The organism is Xanthomonas sp. DAR 34887, from assembly GCF_041245805.1.
GTDB lineage: Bacteria > Pseudomonadota > Gammaproteobacteria > Xanthomonadales > Xanthomonadaceae > Xanthomonas_A > Xanthomonas_A tesorieronis.
The window spans coordinates 3,062,886-3,080,681 of sequence record NZ_CP162490.1 but is presented as its reverse complement, the minus strand read 5'-3'; the positions used below and the strand labels follow the sequence as shown (position 1 = coordinate 3,080,681).

Below are 17,796 nucleotides of genomic sequence, written 5' to 3'. Positions count from 1 at the left end.
CCGACGCGCATCATGCGCATCGCCGCTGCGGCCGGCACGGCATTCGCGTTCGCGGCGCAGGCGCATGCGCCGCCAGGGGCCGACACGCTGCCATGGACGTTCGATCCGTGGATCGTGCTGCCGTTGTCGCTGAGCCTGTCGCTGTACGCGATCGGCCATTGGCGGCTATCGCGGCGCAGCCTGCGCAGCGCGGCAGCGCGGCGCCGTGCCTGGGCGTTCGCCAGCGGTTGGCTGCTGTTGGCGGCCGCGCTGGTGACGCCGCTGCATGCGGCCGGCGAGCGCTCGTTCGCCGCGCACATGCTCGAACACGAGGTGCTGATGCTGGCGGCGGCGCCGCTGCTGGTGCTGTCGCGCCCGCTGGGCGTGTGGCTGTGGGCGTTCCCGCGGCCCGCGCGGCGCTGGCTGGCGCGCTGCGGGCAGCGGCGCACGCTCTTGGTGTTGTGGCGCGCGGCCACCGCGCCGCTGCTGGCCACCGTGGTGCAGGCGGCGGTGCTGTGGCTGTGGCACGCGCCGCCGGCATTCGACCTGGCACTGGCGCAGCGAGGCTGGCATGTGGTGCAGCACGTGTGCTTCCTGCTGTCGGCGCTGCTGTTCTGGTGGGCGATGTTGCAGGGCAGGGCGCGGCGCATCGGTGTCGCGGTCGGCTGCCTGTTCTTCACCTCGCTGGTCAGCGGCGCGCTGGGCGCGTTGATGGCGTTCTCGCGCGGGCTCTGGTATGCCGGCTACAGCGCGCTGGGGCTGGATGCGTTCGGGCTCAGCCCGGCAGAGGACCAGCAGCTGGCCGGCCTGCTGATGTGGGTGCCGGGCGGCCTGGTCCACGCGGCTGCCGGCATCGCGCTGCTGGCGCGCGGGCTGGCCGGCGGCGATGCGGCGCAGGCGCCGACGTGACGGCGCGCCGGCACGCGCTGTCGCTCGGCTTGGCCTGCCTGCTGGCGCTGCCGACGCTGTCGGCGCGCGAGTTGCGCGTCTGCGCCGATCCCAACAACCTGCCGTTTTCCGACCGGGACCTGAGCGGCCTGGAGAATCGCCTGATGCAACTGCTGGCGCGCGACCTTGGCGCCGAGCTTCGCTACACCTGGTGGCCGCAGCGGCGCGGCGCGCTGCGCAATACGCTCGGTGCCGGGCGGTGCGACATCGTTCCCGGTATCGCAAGCGGGTCCGATGCCGTGGCCACCACTCGGCCGTACTACACCACGCGCTACGCCTTCGTCGCACGCCGCGGCAGCCGCTGGGCCGGCGTCGCCTGGTTCGACGATCCGCGCCTGCGTAATGCCAGCATCGGCGTGCAACTGGTCGGCGACGACGGGGCCAATCCGCCGCCGGCGCATGCGTTGGCGCAACGCGGCCTGGCCCCGCAGCTGCGCGGTTTCATGGTCTACGGCGACTATGCGCAGCACGCACCGCAGGCGCAGATCGTCGACGCGGTCGCCACCGGGCGCATCGACGTGGCGGTGGTGTGGGGGCCGACGGCCGGCTACTTCTCCGCGCGCCATGGCCAGGCGCTGCAGGTGACGCCGGTGGCGTTCGCCCAGGACGGCGCGCAGGCACCGATGCGCTTCGCCATCGCGATCGGCGTGCGTCGCGGCGATGAGGCGTTGCGGCGCGAGCTCGACGCCGCACTGCAACGCCACACCGAGGACATTGCCCGGTTGCTGCGCGATTATCAGGTACCGGTAGAGCCGGCAGACGCCGCCGGGGCGGCGACACCGACGCGATGAGCGGCGTCGCGACGGGAGCCGCGCTGCGCGGCGTGGCGATACCGGTCGATACCTCGCGTAGAGCCGGAGCCGATTATGCCGACCTTGATGCTGCGGCGCCGATGCTGCGCACGCGGCGCGAACGACCATGCGTGGCGCGATCGCCGCCGGCGCGCCAGGATGGACGCAGAGCTGGCCGGACGGCGTCGTCATGCCGCCGCCAGGCGGCGTGGCGAGCAGGGCTGCGTGCTCCCATGCCACGGTTGCCGCGTGTTTCCGCCTCCGGCTGGCGCCTTGCACCGGACGCTGCATGCGTTCACTCGCCCGCGCACGTCGCTGGACGCCGGCACGTCCGTGCGCGATGACGTAGGCGTAGCGGCGACGGCGCCGGCAGCGTGGCATTTGCGCCCATGCCGCTCGTCCGAGGGTCAGGGAACGGTCGGCGCCGGCACCGGGCGAAAGCCCGCATGTCCGCAGGCGGCGTCGTAGGCGTAGTCCGCCGCGGCGAGTATGTGGCGGCCGCTGTTGATGTGCGCCGGCGGTACGTCGAGCGGGCCGCGCCATTGCACGCTATCCGGCGTCGCCGGCGTGGCGCCGCCGACCTTGAAGTCGTAGCTGAAGACCGGATGCCCGGCCGGGCCGATGGCGAGCGTCATCTGCGTCGCATCCGGCACCACCAGCGACGTGGTGCTGGTGGCGTGGCCGGACGCCGTGCTTGAAGGGGTCGCCGGCGTACTGATCTTCTGCTGCAACTGGTCGGGGACGGGCGGTTGCCTGGTCGGGGTCAGCATCATGTAGCTGATGCCGGTATCCGGCAGCAGTTTGCCGCAGACCTGGTAATCGCTGCCGCTGGCCGGGAAGCTGGCGCACGCGTTCGGCGCCTGCCAGTCGGCGCCGGTGCCTGTGCTGGCCGCGGCGCGCTGCAGCGGGATCATCGAGAAGCCTTGCAGCGCCTGCTTGCTGACGCCCAGCGTGATGCCGGATGCGCTGACGATGTAGCCCGGGCTCATGCTGCCGGCCTGCATCTGGGTGAGGTTGAGGAACGGATTGCGCGCCGCCGCCACGCCGCGGTCGTAGCCCACGCCCATCATGCCGAAGTCGGGCGCGATGGTCGTGCAGTGCTGCAGCGTCTGTTTGCCGCCGCTGCCCAGTGCCAGGGTGTTGTCGTAGGCGGCGCAGCTGTCCGGCGCCTGGCTCAGCGTCTTCACCGAGGACGGTGGCGTTCCCTTCGCAATCGCGGCGACGCCGCAGCTGCATTGCGCGGCCAGGACCTCGATCGAATCGATGCGCGCCGCGGCGCGCTTGCCGTCGGCCGACACGCCGAGTCGCATCGGCACCTGCACGTACTTGCCGGGGTGGTACTGGCTGTTGCTGGAGTAGAAGATGTAGCCGAGCTTGGTCGAGGCGTCCCAGGCGGGCTGGATTGCCGGGCTCAGCGGCACGACCACGCCGGTGGAGCCGGTATCCACTTCCAGGACCTGACTGGCGGCGGCGACATTCGCCGACGCCGGCGGCGTGCCGACCTGGACCCGCACCTGGTAGGCGTATTTCGGCATGTTCTTGGAGACCAGCGGCAAGTCCAGCGTCTGCGTCTGCAGCCGGCAGGATTGCGCCTGCGCGGCGCCGGCCGCGGCCAAACAAATCACTGCGCCGCTCCAGCGTGTCCATCGATGCATGGCGATCTCCCGGTGTGGTGTCGCTGCGATGCTAGGGCAGGGAATGGACAGGTACACCGCGACGCGCGCGCGTCCAGGCACTTGTCTACCCCGATGGGCGGGGCGCTGTGGTGGAGATTCCAGTCCGCGAATGTTGCCGGCACCGCGGACCCGATCGCGTTGCGGCGGCTTCTTCAGTGGAGCTGCCGCACAAACGCAAACGCCCGGCAGATCGTGGATCTACCGGGCGTCGCAGTGCAGATGGAGGCCTGGGTCGGAATTGAACCGGCGTACGCGGATTTGCAGTCCGCTGCATAACCACTCTGCCACCAGGCCGGTGGACTGAATTCTAGCCGAAACCGCCAGCAGCGGTGTCCGACAAAACAAAGCCCCGCTGACGGGGCTCTGTCTGAATCTGGAGCGGGAAACGAGACTCGAACTCGCGACCTCAACCTTGGCAAGGTTGCGCTCTACCAACTGAGCTATTCCCGCTTGGGAGCCCGGCATTCTACAGTCCTCCGACCGGTTGCGCCAGCCCGCCGACAAAAAAAATCGTGCGGCGGCGGCGAGTCGGCGTGGCGGCGTGCCTGTGCATGGATGCGGCAGCGGCTTCGCACATCCGTCGGCGGCCTCTTGCGCGCCTCGCCGCAAATCGCGTTTTTGCTCTGCCGCCATGCGCGTGGCCGAGCCTTATGCCTTGGCCGCCGCTCCCGGCGTTGCGTTCGGCTCGATCTGCGCCCGGTACTGGCCGGCGGACACCATGGCGCTGGGCAGTTCGAGCGTTAGATAGTCGATGAACGCGCGTACCGCCGGGACCATGCCCCGGCGCGAGGGATAGACGGCATGCAAGCGGTGCGCTGCGAGCCGGTGTTCCGGCAGCAGGGCGACCAGGCGCCCTGCGTCGATCGCGTCCTGGCACAGATCGATGGGGAGCTGTGCCACGCCCAGGCCGGCCAGCGCCGCGTCGTAGAGAAGGTGGATGTCGTCGGTGACCAGGACGGCGCGATAGTCGATGGACGCGACCGTGCCGTCGGCGGCGCTGAGTTTCCATCGGGGCGGCTGCCCGTGCGTGCCTTTCGGGCCGGCACCGGCCACGCCTTGCAGCGATTCCAGGCTGGGAAAGGGGCCGTGGTTGGCGAGAAATGCGGCGCTGGCCACCAGCAGTTGCTGGCTGTCGCCGAAGTTGCGCACCACCAGATCGGAATCTTCCAGGGTGGAGCGCACGCGCAGCGCGATGTCGAATCCTTCCGCGATCACGTCGACACGGCGGCTGGTCAGTTCCAGCTCGATCTGCACGTCCGGTTCGGCGGCAAGGAAGCGGGGCAGCAGCGAGGACAGGAAGAGGTACGCAACGCCCACAGGGCAACTGACCCGGATGCGTCCGGACGGGCGCTGGGTCGCGCGTTCGGCGACCTCCAGTGCGGACTTCACCGAGCGGGTGATGCTGTCGCAATGCTTGAAGAACTCCGCGCCCACTTCGGTCAAGGCCACCGCGCGCGTGGAGCGCTGCAGCAGGCGTACGCCGAGCCGCCGTTCCAGTTCGCCGATGCGCCTGCTGACCTTGGACTTGGGGAAGCCCAGGGCGCGTCCGGCGGCGGAAAAGTTGCCATGCACGACCACCGCGGCGAACAGGGCGAAGTCATTCAGGTCGTCCATCCGGCATTCCTCTCATCGGGTCTGCATTGTCCCATCAGGCGTGACAAAGAGTCACGAAGCGCCTGCCTAGTGCGACAAAGCGGCACTTGCAAGACTTCTTCCACCGCTGACAACCCATGAAGTGACCCATGCGCATCCTGCATCTCGATTCCAGCATCCTCGCCTCCGCCTCGGCGTCCCGCGCGTTGAGCGCGTGTGTCGCGGAGCAACTGCGCGCCGCGGTTCCGGCCGCACGGATCGTCTACCGCGACCTGGTCGCCGAGCCGATCGCGCATCTGTCCGGCCCCATCGCCGCCGGATTCCGCCCGCTCGGGCACGAAGGCTTCGATGCCGACACGGTGCGCGAACACGTCCTGTCCGAGACACTGGTCGGCGAATTGCTGGCCAGCGACGTCGTGGTGATCGGGGCGCCGATGTACAACTTCTCGGTGTCCAGCCAGCTCAAGGCCTGGATCGATCGCGTCGTGCAGCCTGGCCGCACGTTCAAGTACACGCCGACCGGCCCGATCGGCCTGGCCGGCGACAAGCGCGTCATCGTCGTGTCCACGCGTGGCGGTGTGTATACCGAGGGGCCGATGGCCGCGCTCGATTTCCAGGAGCGCTACCTCACGGCCACGTTCGGCTTCATGGGCATCGGCGACGTGCACTTCGTGCGCGCGGAAAGCCTGTCCAAGGGGCCGGAGGCCAGCGCGCGCTCCCTGCAACTGGCGCAGGCCGCGATCGGCGATGCGGTGCGCGCGGCGCTGCGCAAGTGATCGCCTCCATTCTTTCATTCCAAGAGGTTCCCATGCTCTACATCATCACGTTGACGTACGTCCGGCCGATCGAAGAGGTGAACGCGCATCTGCAGGCGCACCGGCAGTGGCTGGCCGATCACTGCAGTAGCGGCCGCATCCTGGTCGCCGGCCCACGCGAGGACCATAGCGGCGGCGTCGTGCTGGCGCATGGCGCCAGCCGCGCGGAGGTGGACGCGATGCTTGCGCAGTATCCGTTCGTGAGCCATGGCCTGGTCGGCGTCTCGGTCGAGACTTTCGAACCGGCGCTGCGCGCGGACGCCTTTTCCGCGACATGGGCCGCGCATGCCAAGGCGATCGCCGCCTGATTCGCGCCAGCCGGCCGAACCCGCCGCCACGCATTAGCCGCGGGCAGAGTCTGAGCGAGGCCGCCATCCCATTCCTGCCATTCCTGGCCTGTTCGGCGACGTCTATATCGCATTGGACGAACCGCTGGGCGGCGACGCCTGGGCGATGCACCTGCATGTCAAACCGTTCGCTCGCTGGATCTGGCTCGGCCCGGCGCTGATGGCGCTGGGTGGCTTCGTCACCGCCGGCGACCGGCGTTTCCGTCGTTCCGCGGAGAAATCCCGATGTCCGCTCCCGCTCCCCGCTGCCTGCCGCTCGCGGCTATCGTGTTCGGCGCCCTGTTCTTGGAGATAAATCGCAATCCTTGCGATCAGACCATGTGATCTTGGCCGTGCCTTTCGTTACCCCAAATGAGGAAAATTATGACGGACGAGCTCCTAAGGACCGATCTTGCCGATCCCGCAAAAGGAGCGGGCCTAGTGGCATTCCAGCAGGCTGGCAGCGGAGCTATCGCTCGAACGTTGCTCGATAAAGCACGAGAAAGAGTAACTCCTGAAGATTTTGGTGCGATCGGCGATGGGGTTGCTGATGATATTTTTGCCTTCCAGAAGGCGGTGGCCTATTTGGCCACAAGGCCAACTGGTGGCACGTTGTATATTCCAGCAAGAACTTATTATTTGTCTGAGATGCTGGTAATTGCAAATTCGTCGATCACGATCGCCGGGGAAGATCGGCATAACTCTCGAATTCTCTGGGGTGCTGATGCTCTTAGTGGGTTTTCTTTTACTTTTTCTGCCCCTGGTGGTGGGCCTGATTATGTGGGTGTGAATGTTTCGAATTTAACGCTGCTTACTTTGAATTCCACAATTGCTGGTGGGTATTCTTCGCCGACGAAGACGGCCATCTATGTAAACCCAAGTAATGTAAGTCAAGGCTCGCCGTATCCGTCCGTTTCGATCGATCAAGTTAATTTGAGGGGTCAGTCTGGATTTTCACATTTTTGGAATTGTGGAATATATCTAAACAATTGCAATAATGTTATTATTACGAATAGTTCTATCAATGGGCACTTCAATACCCAGGATATGTGGTGTGGGATTTTTAGTGCTGGCTATTCAATTAATTGCAGTGTGGTGAACTGCAATGTCAACTATGGGACTTACGGGGTATTGCAGTACTCCAATGTCACCTCATTGGCTCCAGGGGCAGGTGTTCCAGGTGCCGAAGGTTTGCAGTTGATAGGTGTGCAAATGGGAGGGCTGAAATTTGGTGCTGTCAAGGATAACGGCATGAATGCTGAGGCGCGTCCTCTCATATTGGTACAGGGATGTCATATAAATGCTGCCTTCAATTGTGTGAAGTCGTCTAATGTCTCGGAATGTGTGATAGTGGGGAATCTATTTTACATACAGGATACCGTCAATAATGTTGTCGAGTCAGGGGCGAGGTGCGTGAGTCTAGATAGTCCAACGAGTAATGTTGGCGTCAATGCTCCGCGACGCCATGTCATCTCTGGGAATATTTTCAGATCTTTGACTGGACAGGTGGCGGTACGTGGGATCACCTGTAACGTTCAAAATGTGAGCATTTCCGGGTGTGTATTTGATCAGTTCGATTTTGGGATGATTTTGCAATCACTTTCTGCGAACGTAAATGTGAGCGGTTGCACGTTCTCCAACATTTCGCAGTTCCATGTTCAGAATTCTGGAGCCGGCAACAGCTATGTGCCGAAACAAAGCATGAGCATTGGAAGTAGCTTTAACGTGTAACTCAAATTCAGTAGTGAGGCCCTGGGGGGCTTGAGTCTATGCTGTTCGCCCTCTGGTTTTGCATTGATCGCTTTTTTTCTTATAAGGGGGGTGTCTGGTGAATTGCAGTGGTTCTACGATGAATAACAATAATTTCGGGTGACTTATGGTGCGCCGCTCAACCCGCGGCAACCAACGCCGCTAGCAGCGCCACCAGCAGCAGCGCGGCGCCGGCCAGCAGCCGCGGCCGCAGCCTGCGCCGCGGCTGGCGCTCGATCGCGTTGGTGCCGGCCCAGCGCAGCAGGCCGTGGGCGAAGCCGTGGCGGTCCATGCTGCGGTCGCAGGCCTCCACGCAGGCGCCGCAGGCGGTGCAGGCGTAGTGCGGGCCATTGCGCAGGTCGATGCGCGCGGGGCAGGCGTCCACGCAGGCGCTGCAGTCCACGCAATCGCCGAGTTGCGCGGCGGTGAACTTGGGCAGGGTGCCGGCATAGGTGGCCAGCGCGTCGCCGCGCTGGCCGCCCTGGCCGGCGCGCCGGGCGATGCTGGCGCGCAACGCGTAGTCGCGCGCGGTGCCGGCGTCGAGCAGGCGTCGCCCGCGCTGGGCGACGCTGCCTTGGCCGTAATCGCGCGCGCCGCGCGGTTCGCCGCGCATCGCGTCGTAGCCGATCAACGGCGTGTCGCGATCGCACAGCAGCGGCTGCAGCCGCGCGTAGGGGCACAGGTAGCGGCACACCTGGCTGCGCAGGAAACCGGCGTTGCCCCAGGTGGCCAGCGCGTAGAACAGCACCCAGAAGGTTTCCCAGCCGCTCCAGGCGAACGGCCGCAACCGCGCGACCAGGTCGGCGATCGGCGCGAAATAGCCCACGAAACTGATCCCGGTCCACAGCGCCAGCGCCGCCCAGACCACATGCCGCGCGGCCGCCGGCCAGGCGGCGAAGCGCCGTTCCAGCCAGGCGAAGGCGTGGCTCCAGACCGATTGCGGGCAGGCGAAACCGCACCACACGCGTCCGGCCAGGGTGGTGGTCACCATCAAGGCGGTGGCGGCGGCGAACAGCGCCAGCAGCAGCCAGCCGACATCGTGCGGCCACAAGGACCAGCCGAACAGGTCCAGACGCCGCGCCGGAAGGTCGAAGCGCAGCGCCTGGCGGCCGTCCCAGCGCAGCCACGGCAGCAGGTAGAACGCGGCGAACAGCAGCCACAGGCTGCAACGGCGCAGCCGCGCGTAACGGCCGCGCGGCGCGGCTGCGGCAGCGGCATCTGCAGCGGCGGGGTTTTCGGCATGGGCGCCCAGCGTGCGCAACGGAATGCTGCGGGGCATCGGTGTTCTGCTCATGGCTGCGGCTCGTCGTCGTCCGCTGCGGCCTGCGGCGCCGGCCGCAGCAGGAACCCGGTCAGCGCGCTGGCGCTCAACGTGGCCGACCAGAACATGAAGAAGCCCAGCGTGTAGCCGAGTTCCCGGCTCAGCGGGCGGCCGGGAAAGGTGATGTCGCGCAGCGCCAGCGGATCGACCAGGGCGAAGAACAGCACGCTCATCGCGCCGGCGACCAGGAAGCTGGGCCACAGGATCACCCCCAGCCGCTGCACCAGCGGGCGCGGGGCGGTGGCGTCGAGCGGGTCGAGCAGGGGATCGTCGCTGGGCGTCATGACGGGCGGGTTCCATCGCGAAAGGGAGGTGCGGCATGCGCCTGGGTGGTGCCGCGCATGGGCTGGCGCCGCCCGCACGCGGTCGCGCCGCCGCTCCCCGTCGGCGTCGGCGCAGGCGCATGCCGCCCACGCAGACTAGGCAGCGGCGCGCGTGGCGACATTGATCCTGATCAAGGCCGGCCCGCGGCGGCTGCGGATACTGGCGCCATCGAGCAGGAGCACCGACATGCATGACGATCTCGCCGCGTTGCCGTTGCCCGGGCCGGACCTGTGCAGCGAGGAGGAAGTGCGCGCCCTGGTGGAGGCCTTCTATCGCCGCGTGCGCGCCGACGCCGACCTGGCCGCGGTGTTCGCCGCACATATCGAGGACTGGGACGCGCACCTGCTGCAGCTGAGCGATTTCTGGTCGGCGATGCTGCGCGGCACGCGGCGCTTCCGCGGCGCGCCGATGCCCAAGCACATGGCCATGCGCGAACTCAGCGATGTCCTGTTCCAGCGCTGGCTGGGCCTGTTCCGCGCCACCACCGCCGAACTGGACAATGCGCCGATGCGCGTGCTCGCCGACGACATCGCCACGCGCATCGCCGACACCTTCTGGCGGCGCCACCAGATGAGCTGGCGGCCGTTCGAGCCGGCGCTGCCGTTGCCGCCTGTCGAGTGATGCTCGGATCGCTGCAGCGGATTGATCCAGGTCAAGGCGGCCTGGCGCCGGGCCGCGCATGCTGCTCGCCATGGACATCCTGACCGCCTCCGATCCCGCCGCCACCTGGACCTTCGACGCCGAGTTGCTGCGCCGCTACGACCGTCCCGGCCCGCGCTACACCTCGTATCCGACCGCGCCGCATTTCCAGGCCGGGTTCGGCCCGGCGCAGCTGTTCGCGGCGGTGCAGGCCAGCGATCCGGCGCGGCCGCTGTCGCTGTACGTGCATGTGCCGTTCTGCCGCAACCCGTGTTTCTACTGCGGCTGCAACCGGGTCATCACCCGCGACACCGGCAAAGGCCGCGCCTACGTGCAGCGCGTGTTGCGCGAGGCGGCGATGATGGCCGCCTGCTTCGAAACCGAGCGCGAGGTGGTGCAGTTGCATCTGGGCGGCGGCACGCCGAATTTCCTGGCGCCGGAGCTGCTCGGCGAGCTGTTGCAGGGCCTGCGCAGCTTGTTCCGTTTCAGCGATGCGCCGGACCGCGACATTTCCATCGAGCTGGACCCGCGTACGGTGACCCCGCAGGACATCGCCGCGCTGGCGGCGCTGGGCTTCAATCGCGCCAGCCTGGGCATCCAGGACTTCGACCCGCTGGTGCAGCAGGCGATCAATCGCCGCCAGGGCGTGGCCGAGACCCTGGACATCCTGCGCGCCTGCCGCGTGCAGGGCATGCGCTCGGTCAATGTGGACCTGATCTACGGGCTGCCGCGGCAGACCCTGGCCGGCTTCGAGCGCACCCTGGACACGGTGATCGCGGCGCGGCCGGACCGCCTGGCCGTCTACGGCTATGCGCACATGCCGCATCTGTTCAAGGCGCAACGGCGCATCGCCGATGCGGAACTGCCCGACGCCGAGCAGAAGCTCGCGCTGCTCGGATTGGCGGTGCGCAAACTGTCGGCGGCCGGCTACCAGTACATCGGCATGGACCATTTCGCGCTGCCGCACGAAGACCTGGCGCGCGCGCAGCGCCAGGGCGGGCTGCACCGCAATTTCATGGGTTACACCACGCATGCCGACACCGACCTGCTAGGCCTGGGCGTCAGCGCGATCAGCCGCATCGGCGACAGCTACAGCCAGAACCAGCGCGAGCTGCCGGCCTGGGAGGCGGCGGTGGACGCCGGCGACAGCCCGGTGCTGCGCGGCCTGCAACTCAGCGCCGACGACGCGCTGCGCGCGGAGCTGATCCAGCAGCTGATGTGCCAGGGCCGCGCCGACGTCGCCGCGCTGGCGCAGCGCCACGGCATCGACTTCGCCAGCTATTTCCATGAAGAGTTGCAGGTGCTGGCGCCGCTGTGCGCCGACGGCCTGGCCGACTACCGCGACGGCACCATCCAGGCCACCGTGCGCGGGCGCCCGCTGCTGCGCCTGATCGCGATGTGCTTCGACCGCTATCTGCGCCAGCCGGCGCAACCGGCGCGCTATTCGCGGGCGATCTGAGCGGCGCCCGGGTCACCAGGTTCACCTTGCCGAATGGCATCCCCGGTTCCGTCGTGGCGGCGGCACCGGGGCTCTTTCGGCTGGCGCGCGTAGCCCGCCAGAACAGCGGCGCACGTTGCGGTTCACAATTCGCTCGCGATCAGGCACGCTAGGCAAGTCGGTCGCAGACACGCGGCAAACCGGCGACGAACGTGCGGGACCGCTCATGCCCGAGTGGTGAAACTGGTAGACACAAGGGACTTGGACAATTTGAGCCTTCGGGGGGAAACGCCCGAAGTGGCACCCGTCAAAGTCGGCGAACGCCCTGGATGCTGCGGCATCCGAGTCAACGCCGAGCCAAGCCCGACCACTTCGGTCGGGAAGGTGTAGAGAGCAGACGGCGGGCACCTACGGCCGCGAGGCTAGGGTGAAGGCGTGCTCCAGACCACGAACGGCGCGATGGCGCCGGCGGCGAAAGCCGAAGTGGTACGAAAATCCCTCGACCTGACGGTCATGCCGGTTCGATTCCGGCCTCGGGCACCATCGACTGCCGCCCTGCCTGTGCAGGTGCGGCGTTTCATCGGCGACCATCCCCGCCCGCAGCGTCCCTGCGCGGCCGATGCGGCCGGCCAGGCGTGATGCAGCCCGACGCGGCGCGGACCGCAGCGCAAGGCGGGCCGGCGCGAAGCTCAGTTCTTGCTCACGACCACCAGTTTGCGGTTCGCGAACTCCTTGAGTCCGGCGTCGCCAAGCTCGCGTCCGTAACCGGAGCGCTTGATGCCGCCGAACGGCAACTCCGGGCGCGAGGTCGTCGCGGTATTGATGAACACCATGCCGGTCTCGATGCGCGATGCCAGGGCGCGTGCGCGTGCGACATCGGCCGAGAAGACCGATCCGCCCAGGCCGAACGGCGAATCGTTGGCCAGCGCCACCGCCGCATCGTCGTCGTCGACGACGAAGAGTTGCGCCACCGGGCCGAAGAATTCCTGGTAGTAGGCCGGATTGCGCTTGGTGATGCCGGTCAGCACGGTGGGTTCGTAGAAGAAGCCGGTGCGATCGGCACGCTTGCCGCCGGTGAGAACCTCCGCGCCGTTGGCAACGGCTGCTTCGACCTGGCGTGCGAGCCCGTCGAGCGCCTCGGCCGAGGACAGCGGACCCAGCAAGGTCTCCTGCGCCATCGGGTCGCCCATCGGCACGCGCTTCATGCCCTCGACGAAGGCCGCCGTGAACGCATCCGCGACGCCGCGCTGGACGATGAAACGCTTGGCTGCGGTGCACATCTGGCCAGCATTGATCAGCCGCGAGAGCACGCCGGCCTGCACCGCCTTCGCCAGATCGGCGTCGTCGAGCACGACAAACACATCGCTGCCGCCCAGTTCCAGCGTCGATTTCTTGAGCATCTCCGACGCGCGCGCGCCCACCTTGCTGCCGGCGCCTTCCGAGCCGGTCAGCGCCACGCCCTGGATGCGCGGATCGGCGATCAGTTCGGAAATCTTCGCCGACGACACGTACAGGTTCGTGGCCACGCCCTGCGGCGCGCCGGCCTGGTACACCAGGCGTTCGAACAGGGCGGCGCATTGCGGCACGATGCTGGCATGCTTGAACAGCACCGGATTGCCGAGCGCGATCGCCGGCGCCACCACCCGGGTGAGCTGGTAGATCGGGAAGTTCCATGGCTCCACCGCCAGCAGCACGCCGATCGGCTGCAGTTCCGCCCAGGCCTCGCCGACATCGCTGGCGATCGGCTCGGGCTTGAGCAGTTGCGCGGCGCTGCTCGCATAATGGTTCGCGATCCAGGCGCAGAGATCCACTTCCATCTGCCCCTGCGCGACCGGTTTGCCCATCTCCAGCGCCATGGTCTTCGCCAGCATGTCGCGGTTTTCGATCAGCAGCGCCGCCAGCCGTGCGAGCACGGCGAGGCGGGGCGCCATCTCGCCTTTCGACCAGCTCGAGTGGTAGAGCGCGTCGGCCTGGGCCAGTGCGATTTCGACTGCGCTGTCCGAGTGCTCGGCGAATTCCTCGATCGTTTGTTCGGTGAAGGGGTTGAGCGTTCTGTAGGCCATGATGGTTCCTCGGGTGATGAACTGCCGCGTGCGGCCGTTCGTGGTTTGGTCAGGGAAGCGCTGCCGCGGGCATCGCCCTAGCGGCGACGACCCACATGCGCGTTGCGCGCGTGGCGGTGCGAGCGGCAGCGGGGCAGTCAGCGGCCGGCGCGCCAAGTGCGTCGCTGTCTGGGCGGCGTCAGCCGGGCGTTCCCAGGTACATCGGCGGTACCGAGGTCAGGCCTGCGTGCACCCTGAGAGTCACCTCGTCGGCCAACAGTTCCGACTGCCCCTGCGCCAATGCGGCGAGCGCCATGCGCGCGATCGCGTCGGGGGACGCCTTGGCGCCGGGTACCCCGCTGGCCATGTCGGTGTCCATGAATGCGACGTGCAGCGACAGGACTGCGGTTGCCTGCGCCGTCAATTCCTGCCGCATCGCATTGCTCAATGCCCAGGCCGCGGCCTTGGAAGCGCTGTAGCTGCCGCTGACGCCGGGTAGCGTGGCCCAGCTCAGGGCGGAGATGACGTTGATGATGGCGCTGCCATTGCGCTTGGCCAGAATGGGCGAACGCCTGCGCCATGCGCAACGGGCCCACCGCATTGGTCTCGAACTGCCGATGCAGCTTCTCGATGGCGCTGGCGGCGAGTATCGGCCCCGAACCGCCGATGCCCGCGTTGTTGATCAGCAGGCTGACGTCGCCCAATTCGCGGGCGAGGGCATCGATCTGCTCGGGGCGGGTCACGTCCAGGCGTACCGGGATCGCGCCGGCCTGGACGACGCTGGCGGGGTCGCGCGCCGCCGCATAGATCCTGGCCGCGCCGGCGGCCTGCAAGGCGCGCACGAATGAGGCGCCTAGCCCGCGATTGGCGCCGGTGACGAGCGCGACGGAACCTTGAATGTGCATGGCGATATCCTTCGCAAGTCAGGCGCGCGAGGCGAGATGCAGCATGACGTAGTGTTCGTAGTGGCCCACACCGTTCTTCACGATCGGGTCTTGCGAGGTGAACGCGGCGATGTCTTCGTCGTCGGCGATCCGGTACAGCGATACGCCATAGCCGCCGGTGTCGTCGATCACCGGACCGTGGGCGATGATGACGTGCTTCGCGAGAAGGTCATCGAGAAACGCGCCATGCTGTTTCATCCACGACGCCTCGTCGGCCGACATCGTCACCAGGAAATCGGAGCGTGGCGGAATGAACTTGCACAGGTAGTACTTCATGGTGATGCCTTGCGGTGGGGAAGGGTTGGGCGCGACCGCGTCATGCGGCCGCATCGGGGCTAGCCGACAAGCGCTTGCCGGCTTCGGCGGCCAGGGCCATGACCGTCTCGGCGGGGCGCATCATGACCATGAAATCGACGATCTTGCCGGTCGCGTCGAACTCCACCAGGTCCACGCCGAGCAGGCGCTCGTCGCCGATCCGGGCGCTGAATTCCAGCACGTAGCCGGTCTCGCTGCCGAAATGCCGCAGGTAGATGAAGTCCTCGAGCACGCTGAATACCGCGCGCAGGGTCGTCACCATCGTGGCCTTGCCTCGGTACGGTTCGAAGACTGCCGGATTGCGGAACACCACGTCCTCGGCCAGCAGGTCGGGCAGGCGCTCCCAATCCAGGTCGGCCACGATGCGGTGCCACTCCAGCAGGCCGGCGTGGGCCGCCGCGTGCGGTTGGCCGGTAGGGACGCTTGCGATGAGGTGCGCAGGCGGGGCGGAACGTTCGGTAGTCACTGGCTTGTGTCCGTAGGTCGATGGAAAGGCGTTGCGAGCGTGCGTCGCGGAACGGTGCGCGGATTCAGCTCGCCGTCCTGACGCTCTTGAGAATGGATCCCTCGAACATCCTGGGCGCATAGCTCTGCAGGAACAGGATCATTCCGGTCATCTTCCCCACCGGGTTGTTGAACTTCGGTTCCTTGGTCTCGATGAGCCTGGCGATGGTGTGGACCACGGCGTCGGGCGCCTCCGCCTCGTCGATGCCTTTCTGTGTGGCCGCGCGCACCTGCTTGCGGTAGGCGTCGTAGTCCGCGATATCGCCGCCGGCGGAGGAGAACGCGTTCTCGCCGAGGTTGGTCTTGAACCACACCGGCTCGACGACGCTGACCTTGATGTCGAATTGGTTCAACTCGAAGCGCAGGGCCTTGAAGTAGCCTTCGACCGCATGCTTGGAAGCCGAGTAGTAGGACAGGTTCGGCGGGCCGATCAGGCCGACGATCGAACTGACGGTGATGATCTGGCCGCTCTTCTGCTTGCGCAGATGGGGCAGCAGGGCATTGGTGACCTTGACCGTGCCCCAGAAGTTGGTTTCGAACTGCTGGCGGCCTACCTCGATGGGGGTCTCTTCCGCGATCCCGGTGACCATATAGCCCGCGTTGTTGACGAGCACGTCCAGGCGCTTGACGGAGGCGAACAGCTCCTGGGTGAACGCTTGGATGGAGGCGTCGTCGTCGATGTCCAGGCGCAGCAGTTTGAACGGCACTTTGTGCGCGTGCTTCTCCGGCTGGCGGCTGGTGCCGATCACGGTGTAGCCGTCTTGGTGCAACTTGCGGGCGAGCATCAGGCCAAAGCCCGACGAGGCGCCGGTGATCAGAATGGTTTTCTTCATGACGATCCTTGCAATGATTGATGTGGTTCGGACTTCGGGGCGCTGGTGCTGCGGCAGGACGCGAACCTCCACCGATGCGGGGGAATGCGTCGTGCGCCTGCGCTGCGACGCGGCGCCGATGAAGGTCGGTATGGGTGCGGCCGTGGCGGCAACTTTGCCCGCAAGCCGGGCCCTCCACACTGGCGGAACGCGCCAACCTGACAGCCAAACGCGCCAAGTTGAACCGGGCCAGCTTGGCGTCTTCCGCCGTTGCCGTGGCACGATCCGCCTCATAGACTTCAGCAGTGAACACGAAACGCTCGCCATCGCCGCAAAGCTCCGGCATCCGCACCCTGGACTACGCGATCTGGCCGGGCTGGCGCCTGTTGATGCAGGATGCCGGCTTGGCCGCTTCACCGGTGCTGCGCCGGGCGCGGCTTCCCGGCGATCTTTTCGCGCGCCAGAACGTGCGCCTGGATCCTGAGAGTTTCTTCAGGCTCTGGGTCGCGATCGAGGACGAGGCCGCATCCATCGACGCCGATGTGCCGGTCGCGCTGCAGATCGCGAAGGTAATGTCGTCGGACTGGTTCGATCCGGAACTGTTCGCCGCGCTGTGCAGTTCGAACATGTGGGGGGCGCTGGATCGGATCGCCAAATACGTGCGGCTGATCGCTCCCATGATCATCCGCATCGAGCGCGCTCTCGATCACACCACGGTCTGCATCGATTTCCTGGACAACACCGTGCCGCCGCCGCCGGTGTTCCTTGCGTTCAAACTGGTCTTCTTCGTACAGCTGGCGCGCTTGGCCACGCGCAGCCCGGTGCGGCCGCTGCGCGTGAGTCTGCCGTCGGCGATGCAGGCCGGCGCCGATCACGCGCGCGCCTACCAGGCCTATTTCGGCGTGCCTGTGAGCGAGGCGCCGCTGGCGACACTGGTGTTCGCCAACGTGGACATGCAGCGGCCGTTCCTCACCGAGAACCACAAGATGTGGATGTTCTTCGAGCCGTCCTTCCGGCAACGGCTGGCGGATCTGGACAAGAGCGCGGGCATGGCGGAAAGAGTGCGCAGCACGCTGCTGGAGACGCTGCCGGCCGGCGAGGCGTCCATGCAGGTGGTCAGCCGCAAGCTCGCGGTCAGTACGCGCACCTTGCAGCGCAAGCTGCAGGAGGAGAGCGTCTCGTTCCAGCAGATACTCGATGGCTTGCGCGAGTCTCTCGCGTACCACTATCTGCGCAACACGCAGATGTCGAACGCGGAAATCTCGTTTCTGCTGGGCTTCGAGGATTCCAACTCGCTTGCACGGGCGTTCCAGGCGTGGACCGGGAAGACCCCGCAAGCGGTACGCGCGGAATGCCGTGGCGGCGCGAGCACCGCCCCTGCGGATCCAGCCAGCCAGCCGCCGGAGGGTTGATCCCCCTGCGTCCTTGCGGCACCGCGCCGCCCCATGGCCGGTAGAGCGGCCCCACGCCGTCAGCGTGGACATCGCGGCAGCGTCGGCCAGCGCTGACCCGTACGCGGCCACCGTTGCGCGGGTGCTGCCTGTCGCCGCCCCAGGCTGACCCGCTGGCCGCCTCCTCCG

Annotated in this window: 16 protein-coding genes, 2 tRNA genes and 2 pseudogenes; 9 read left to right on the top strand and 11 right to left on the bottom strand. The window is 66.9% G+C overall.

What is annotated here, in order from left to right; genetic code table 11:
- The first annotated feature begins 12 nt into the window (after positions 1-12).
- Together AB3X08_RS12970 and AB3X08_RS12965 are read left to right on the top strand one after the other, a co-directional pair.
- Positions 13-888: a cytochrome c oxidase assembly protein gene (locus tag AB3X08_RS12970; RefSeq protein ID WP_369933034.1), complete on the top strand. Its 876-nt coding sequence runs from the start codon at positions 13-15 to the stop codon at positions 886-888.
- Complete coding sequence (locus AB3X08_RS12965; protein WP_369933032.1) at positions 885-1,718, top strand: quinoprotein dehydrogenase-associated putative ABC transporter substrate-binding protein; 834 nt, start codon at positions 885-887, stop codon at positions 1,716-1,718. The genes AB3X08_RS12970 and AB3X08_RS12965 overlap by 4 nt, the downstream gene beginning before the upstream one ends.
- A gap of 407 nt (positions 1,719-2,125) precedes the next feature.
- Here AB3X08_RS12965 and AB3X08_RS12960 read toward each other — a convergent pair whose 3' ends face one another.
- The 4 genes from AB3X08_RS12960 to AB3X08_RS12945 form a co-directional block, all read right to left on the bottom strand.
- Complete coding sequence (locus tag AB3X08_RS12960) at positions 2,126-3,343, bottom strand: hypothetical protein (RefSeq protein ID WP_369933031.1); 1,218 nt, start codon at positions 3,341-3,343, stop codon at positions 2,126-2,128.
- Between the two features lie 271 nt (positions 3,344-3,614).
- A tRNA-Cys gene (locus tag AB3X08_RS12955) sits at positions 3,615-3,688 on the bottom strand.
- Between the two features lie 80 nt (positions 3,689-3,768).
- Positions 3,769-3,844, bottom strand: a tRNA-Gly gene (locus AB3X08_RS12950).
- Positions 3,845-4,042: 198 nt separating this feature from the next.
- Positions 4,043-5,008, bottom strand: a complete 966-nt coding sequence (locus AB3X08_RS12945; protein WP_369933030.1) for a LysR family transcriptional regulator — start codon at positions 5,006-5,008, stop codon at positions 4,043-4,045.
- A 128-nt stretch (positions 5,009-5,136) separates the two neighbouring features.
- Between AB3X08_RS12945 and AB3X08_RS12940 the strand changes: the two genes are divergently transcribed.
- The 4 genes and pseudogenes from AB3X08_RS12940 to AB3X08_RS12925 all read left to right on the top strand — a co-directional run bounded on the left by AB3X08_RS12940 (position 5,137) and on the right by AB3X08_RS12925 (position 7,859).
- On the top strand, positions 5,137-5,763 hold the full coding sequence (locus AB3X08_RS12940) for an FMN-dependent NADH-azoreductase (protein ID WP_369933029.1): 627 nt from the start codon (positions 5,137-5,139) through the stop codon (positions 5,761-5,763).
- Positions 5,760-6,110: a YciI family protein gene (locus AB3X08_RS12935; RefSeq protein ID WP_369933028.1), complete on the top strand. Its 351-nt coding sequence runs from the start codon at positions 5,760-5,762 to the stop codon at positions 6,108-6,110. Before AB3X08_RS12940 ends, AB3X08_RS12935 begins: the two co-directional genes overlap by 4 nt.
- 35 nt (positions 6,111-6,145) lie before the next feature.
- Positions 6,146-6,366, top strand: a pseudogene (locus tag AB3X08_RS12930) (cytochrome c-type biogenesis CcmF C-terminal domain-containing protein); the annotation flags it as partial.
- Positions 6,367-6,512: 146 nt separating this feature from the next.
- Positions 6,513-7,859, top strand: coding sequence for a glycosyl hydrolase family 28-related protein (locus AB3X08_RS12925; RefSeq protein WP_369933027.1), 1,347 nt, complete (start codon positions 6,513-6,515; stop codon positions 7,857-7,859).
- 157 nt (positions 7,860-8,016) lie between these two features.
- Here AB3X08_RS12925 and AB3X08_RS12920 read toward each other — a convergent pair whose 3' ends face one another.
- The gene (locus tag AB3X08_RS12920) at positions 8,017-9,156 is read right to left on the bottom strand and encodes a 4Fe-4S dicluster domain-containing protein (protein WP_369933026.1); all 1,140 of its coding nucleotides are present in this window, start codon (positions 9,154-9,156) and stop codon (positions 8,017-8,019) included.
- An 11-nt stretch (positions 9,157-9,167) separates the two neighbouring features.
- Complete coding sequence (locus AB3X08_RS12915) at positions 9,168-9,482, bottom strand: hypothetical protein (RefSeq protein ID WP_369933025.1); 315 nt, start codon at positions 9,480-9,482, stop codon at positions 9,168-9,170.
- A 226-nt stretch (positions 9,483-9,708) separates the two neighbouring features.
- On the opposite strand from AB3X08_RS12915, the gene AB3X08_RS12910 reads away from it, so the two are divergent.
- Together AB3X08_RS12910 and hemN are read left to right on the top strand one after the other, a co-directional pair.
- Positions 9,709-10,143, top strand: a complete 435-nt coding sequence (locus AB3X08_RS12910) for a group III truncated hemoglobin (RefSeq protein ID WP_369933024.1) — start codon at positions 9,709-9,711, stop codon at positions 10,141-10,143.
- Between the two features lie 70 nt (positions 10,144-10,213).
- Positions 10,214-11,620, top strand: a complete 1,407-nt coding sequence (gene hemN / locus AB3X08_RS12905) for an oxygen-independent coproporphyrinogen III oxidase (RefSeq protein WP_369933023.1) — start codon at positions 10,214-10,216, stop codon at positions 11,618-11,620.
- A 668-nt stretch (positions 11,621-12,288) separates the two neighbouring features.
- Here hemN and AB3X08_RS12900 read toward each other — a convergent pair.
- The 5 genes and pseudogenes from AB3X08_RS12900 to AB3X08_RS12880 all read right to left on the bottom strand — a co-directional run bounded on the left by AB3X08_RS12900 (position 12,289) and on the right by AB3X08_RS12880 (position 16,237).
- On the bottom strand, positions 12,289-13,662 hold the full coding sequence (locus AB3X08_RS12900; RefSeq protein WP_369933020.1) for an NAD-dependent succinate-semialdehyde dehydrogenase: 1,374 nt from the start codon (positions 13,660-13,662) through the stop codon (positions 12,289-12,291).
- 178 nt (positions 13,663-13,840) lie between these two features.
- Positions 13,841-14,546 (bottom strand): annotated as a pseudogene (locus tag AB3X08_RS12895) (SDR family oxidoreductase).
- Between the two features lie 18 nt (positions 14,547-14,564).
- Positions 14,565-14,861 carry a YciI family protein gene (locus tag AB3X08_RS12890; protein ID WP_369933019.1) on the bottom strand — a complete coding sequence of 99 codons (297 nt, stop codon included), beginning with the start codon at positions 14,859-14,861 and terminating at the stop codon, positions 14,565-14,567.
- A gap of 40 nt (positions 14,862-14,901) precedes the next feature.
- The gene (locus AB3X08_RS12885) at positions 14,902-15,366 is read right to left on the bottom strand and encodes a nuclear transport factor 2 family protein (RefSeq protein WP_369933018.1); all 465 of its coding nucleotides are present in this window, start codon (positions 15,364-15,366) and stop codon (positions 14,902-14,904) included.
- Between the two features lie 64 nt (positions 15,367-15,430).
- Positions 15,431-16,237 (bottom strand): SDR family NAD(P)-dependent oxidoreductase, encoded by an 807-nt coding sequence (locus AB3X08_RS12880; RefSeq protein WP_369933016.1) that lies wholly within the window; start codon positions 16,235-16,237, stop codon positions 15,431-15,433.
- A gap of 383 nt (positions 16,238-16,620) precedes the next feature.
- On the opposite strand from AB3X08_RS12880, the gene AB3X08_RS12875 reads away from it, so the two are divergent.
- Positions 16,621-17,628 (top strand): AraC family transcriptional regulator, encoded by a 1,008-nt coding sequence (locus AB3X08_RS12875; RefSeq protein WP_369933015.1) that lies wholly within the window; start codon positions 16,621-16,623, stop codon positions 17,626-17,628.
- The last annotated feature ends 168 nt before the right edge of the window (positions 17,629-17,796 follow it).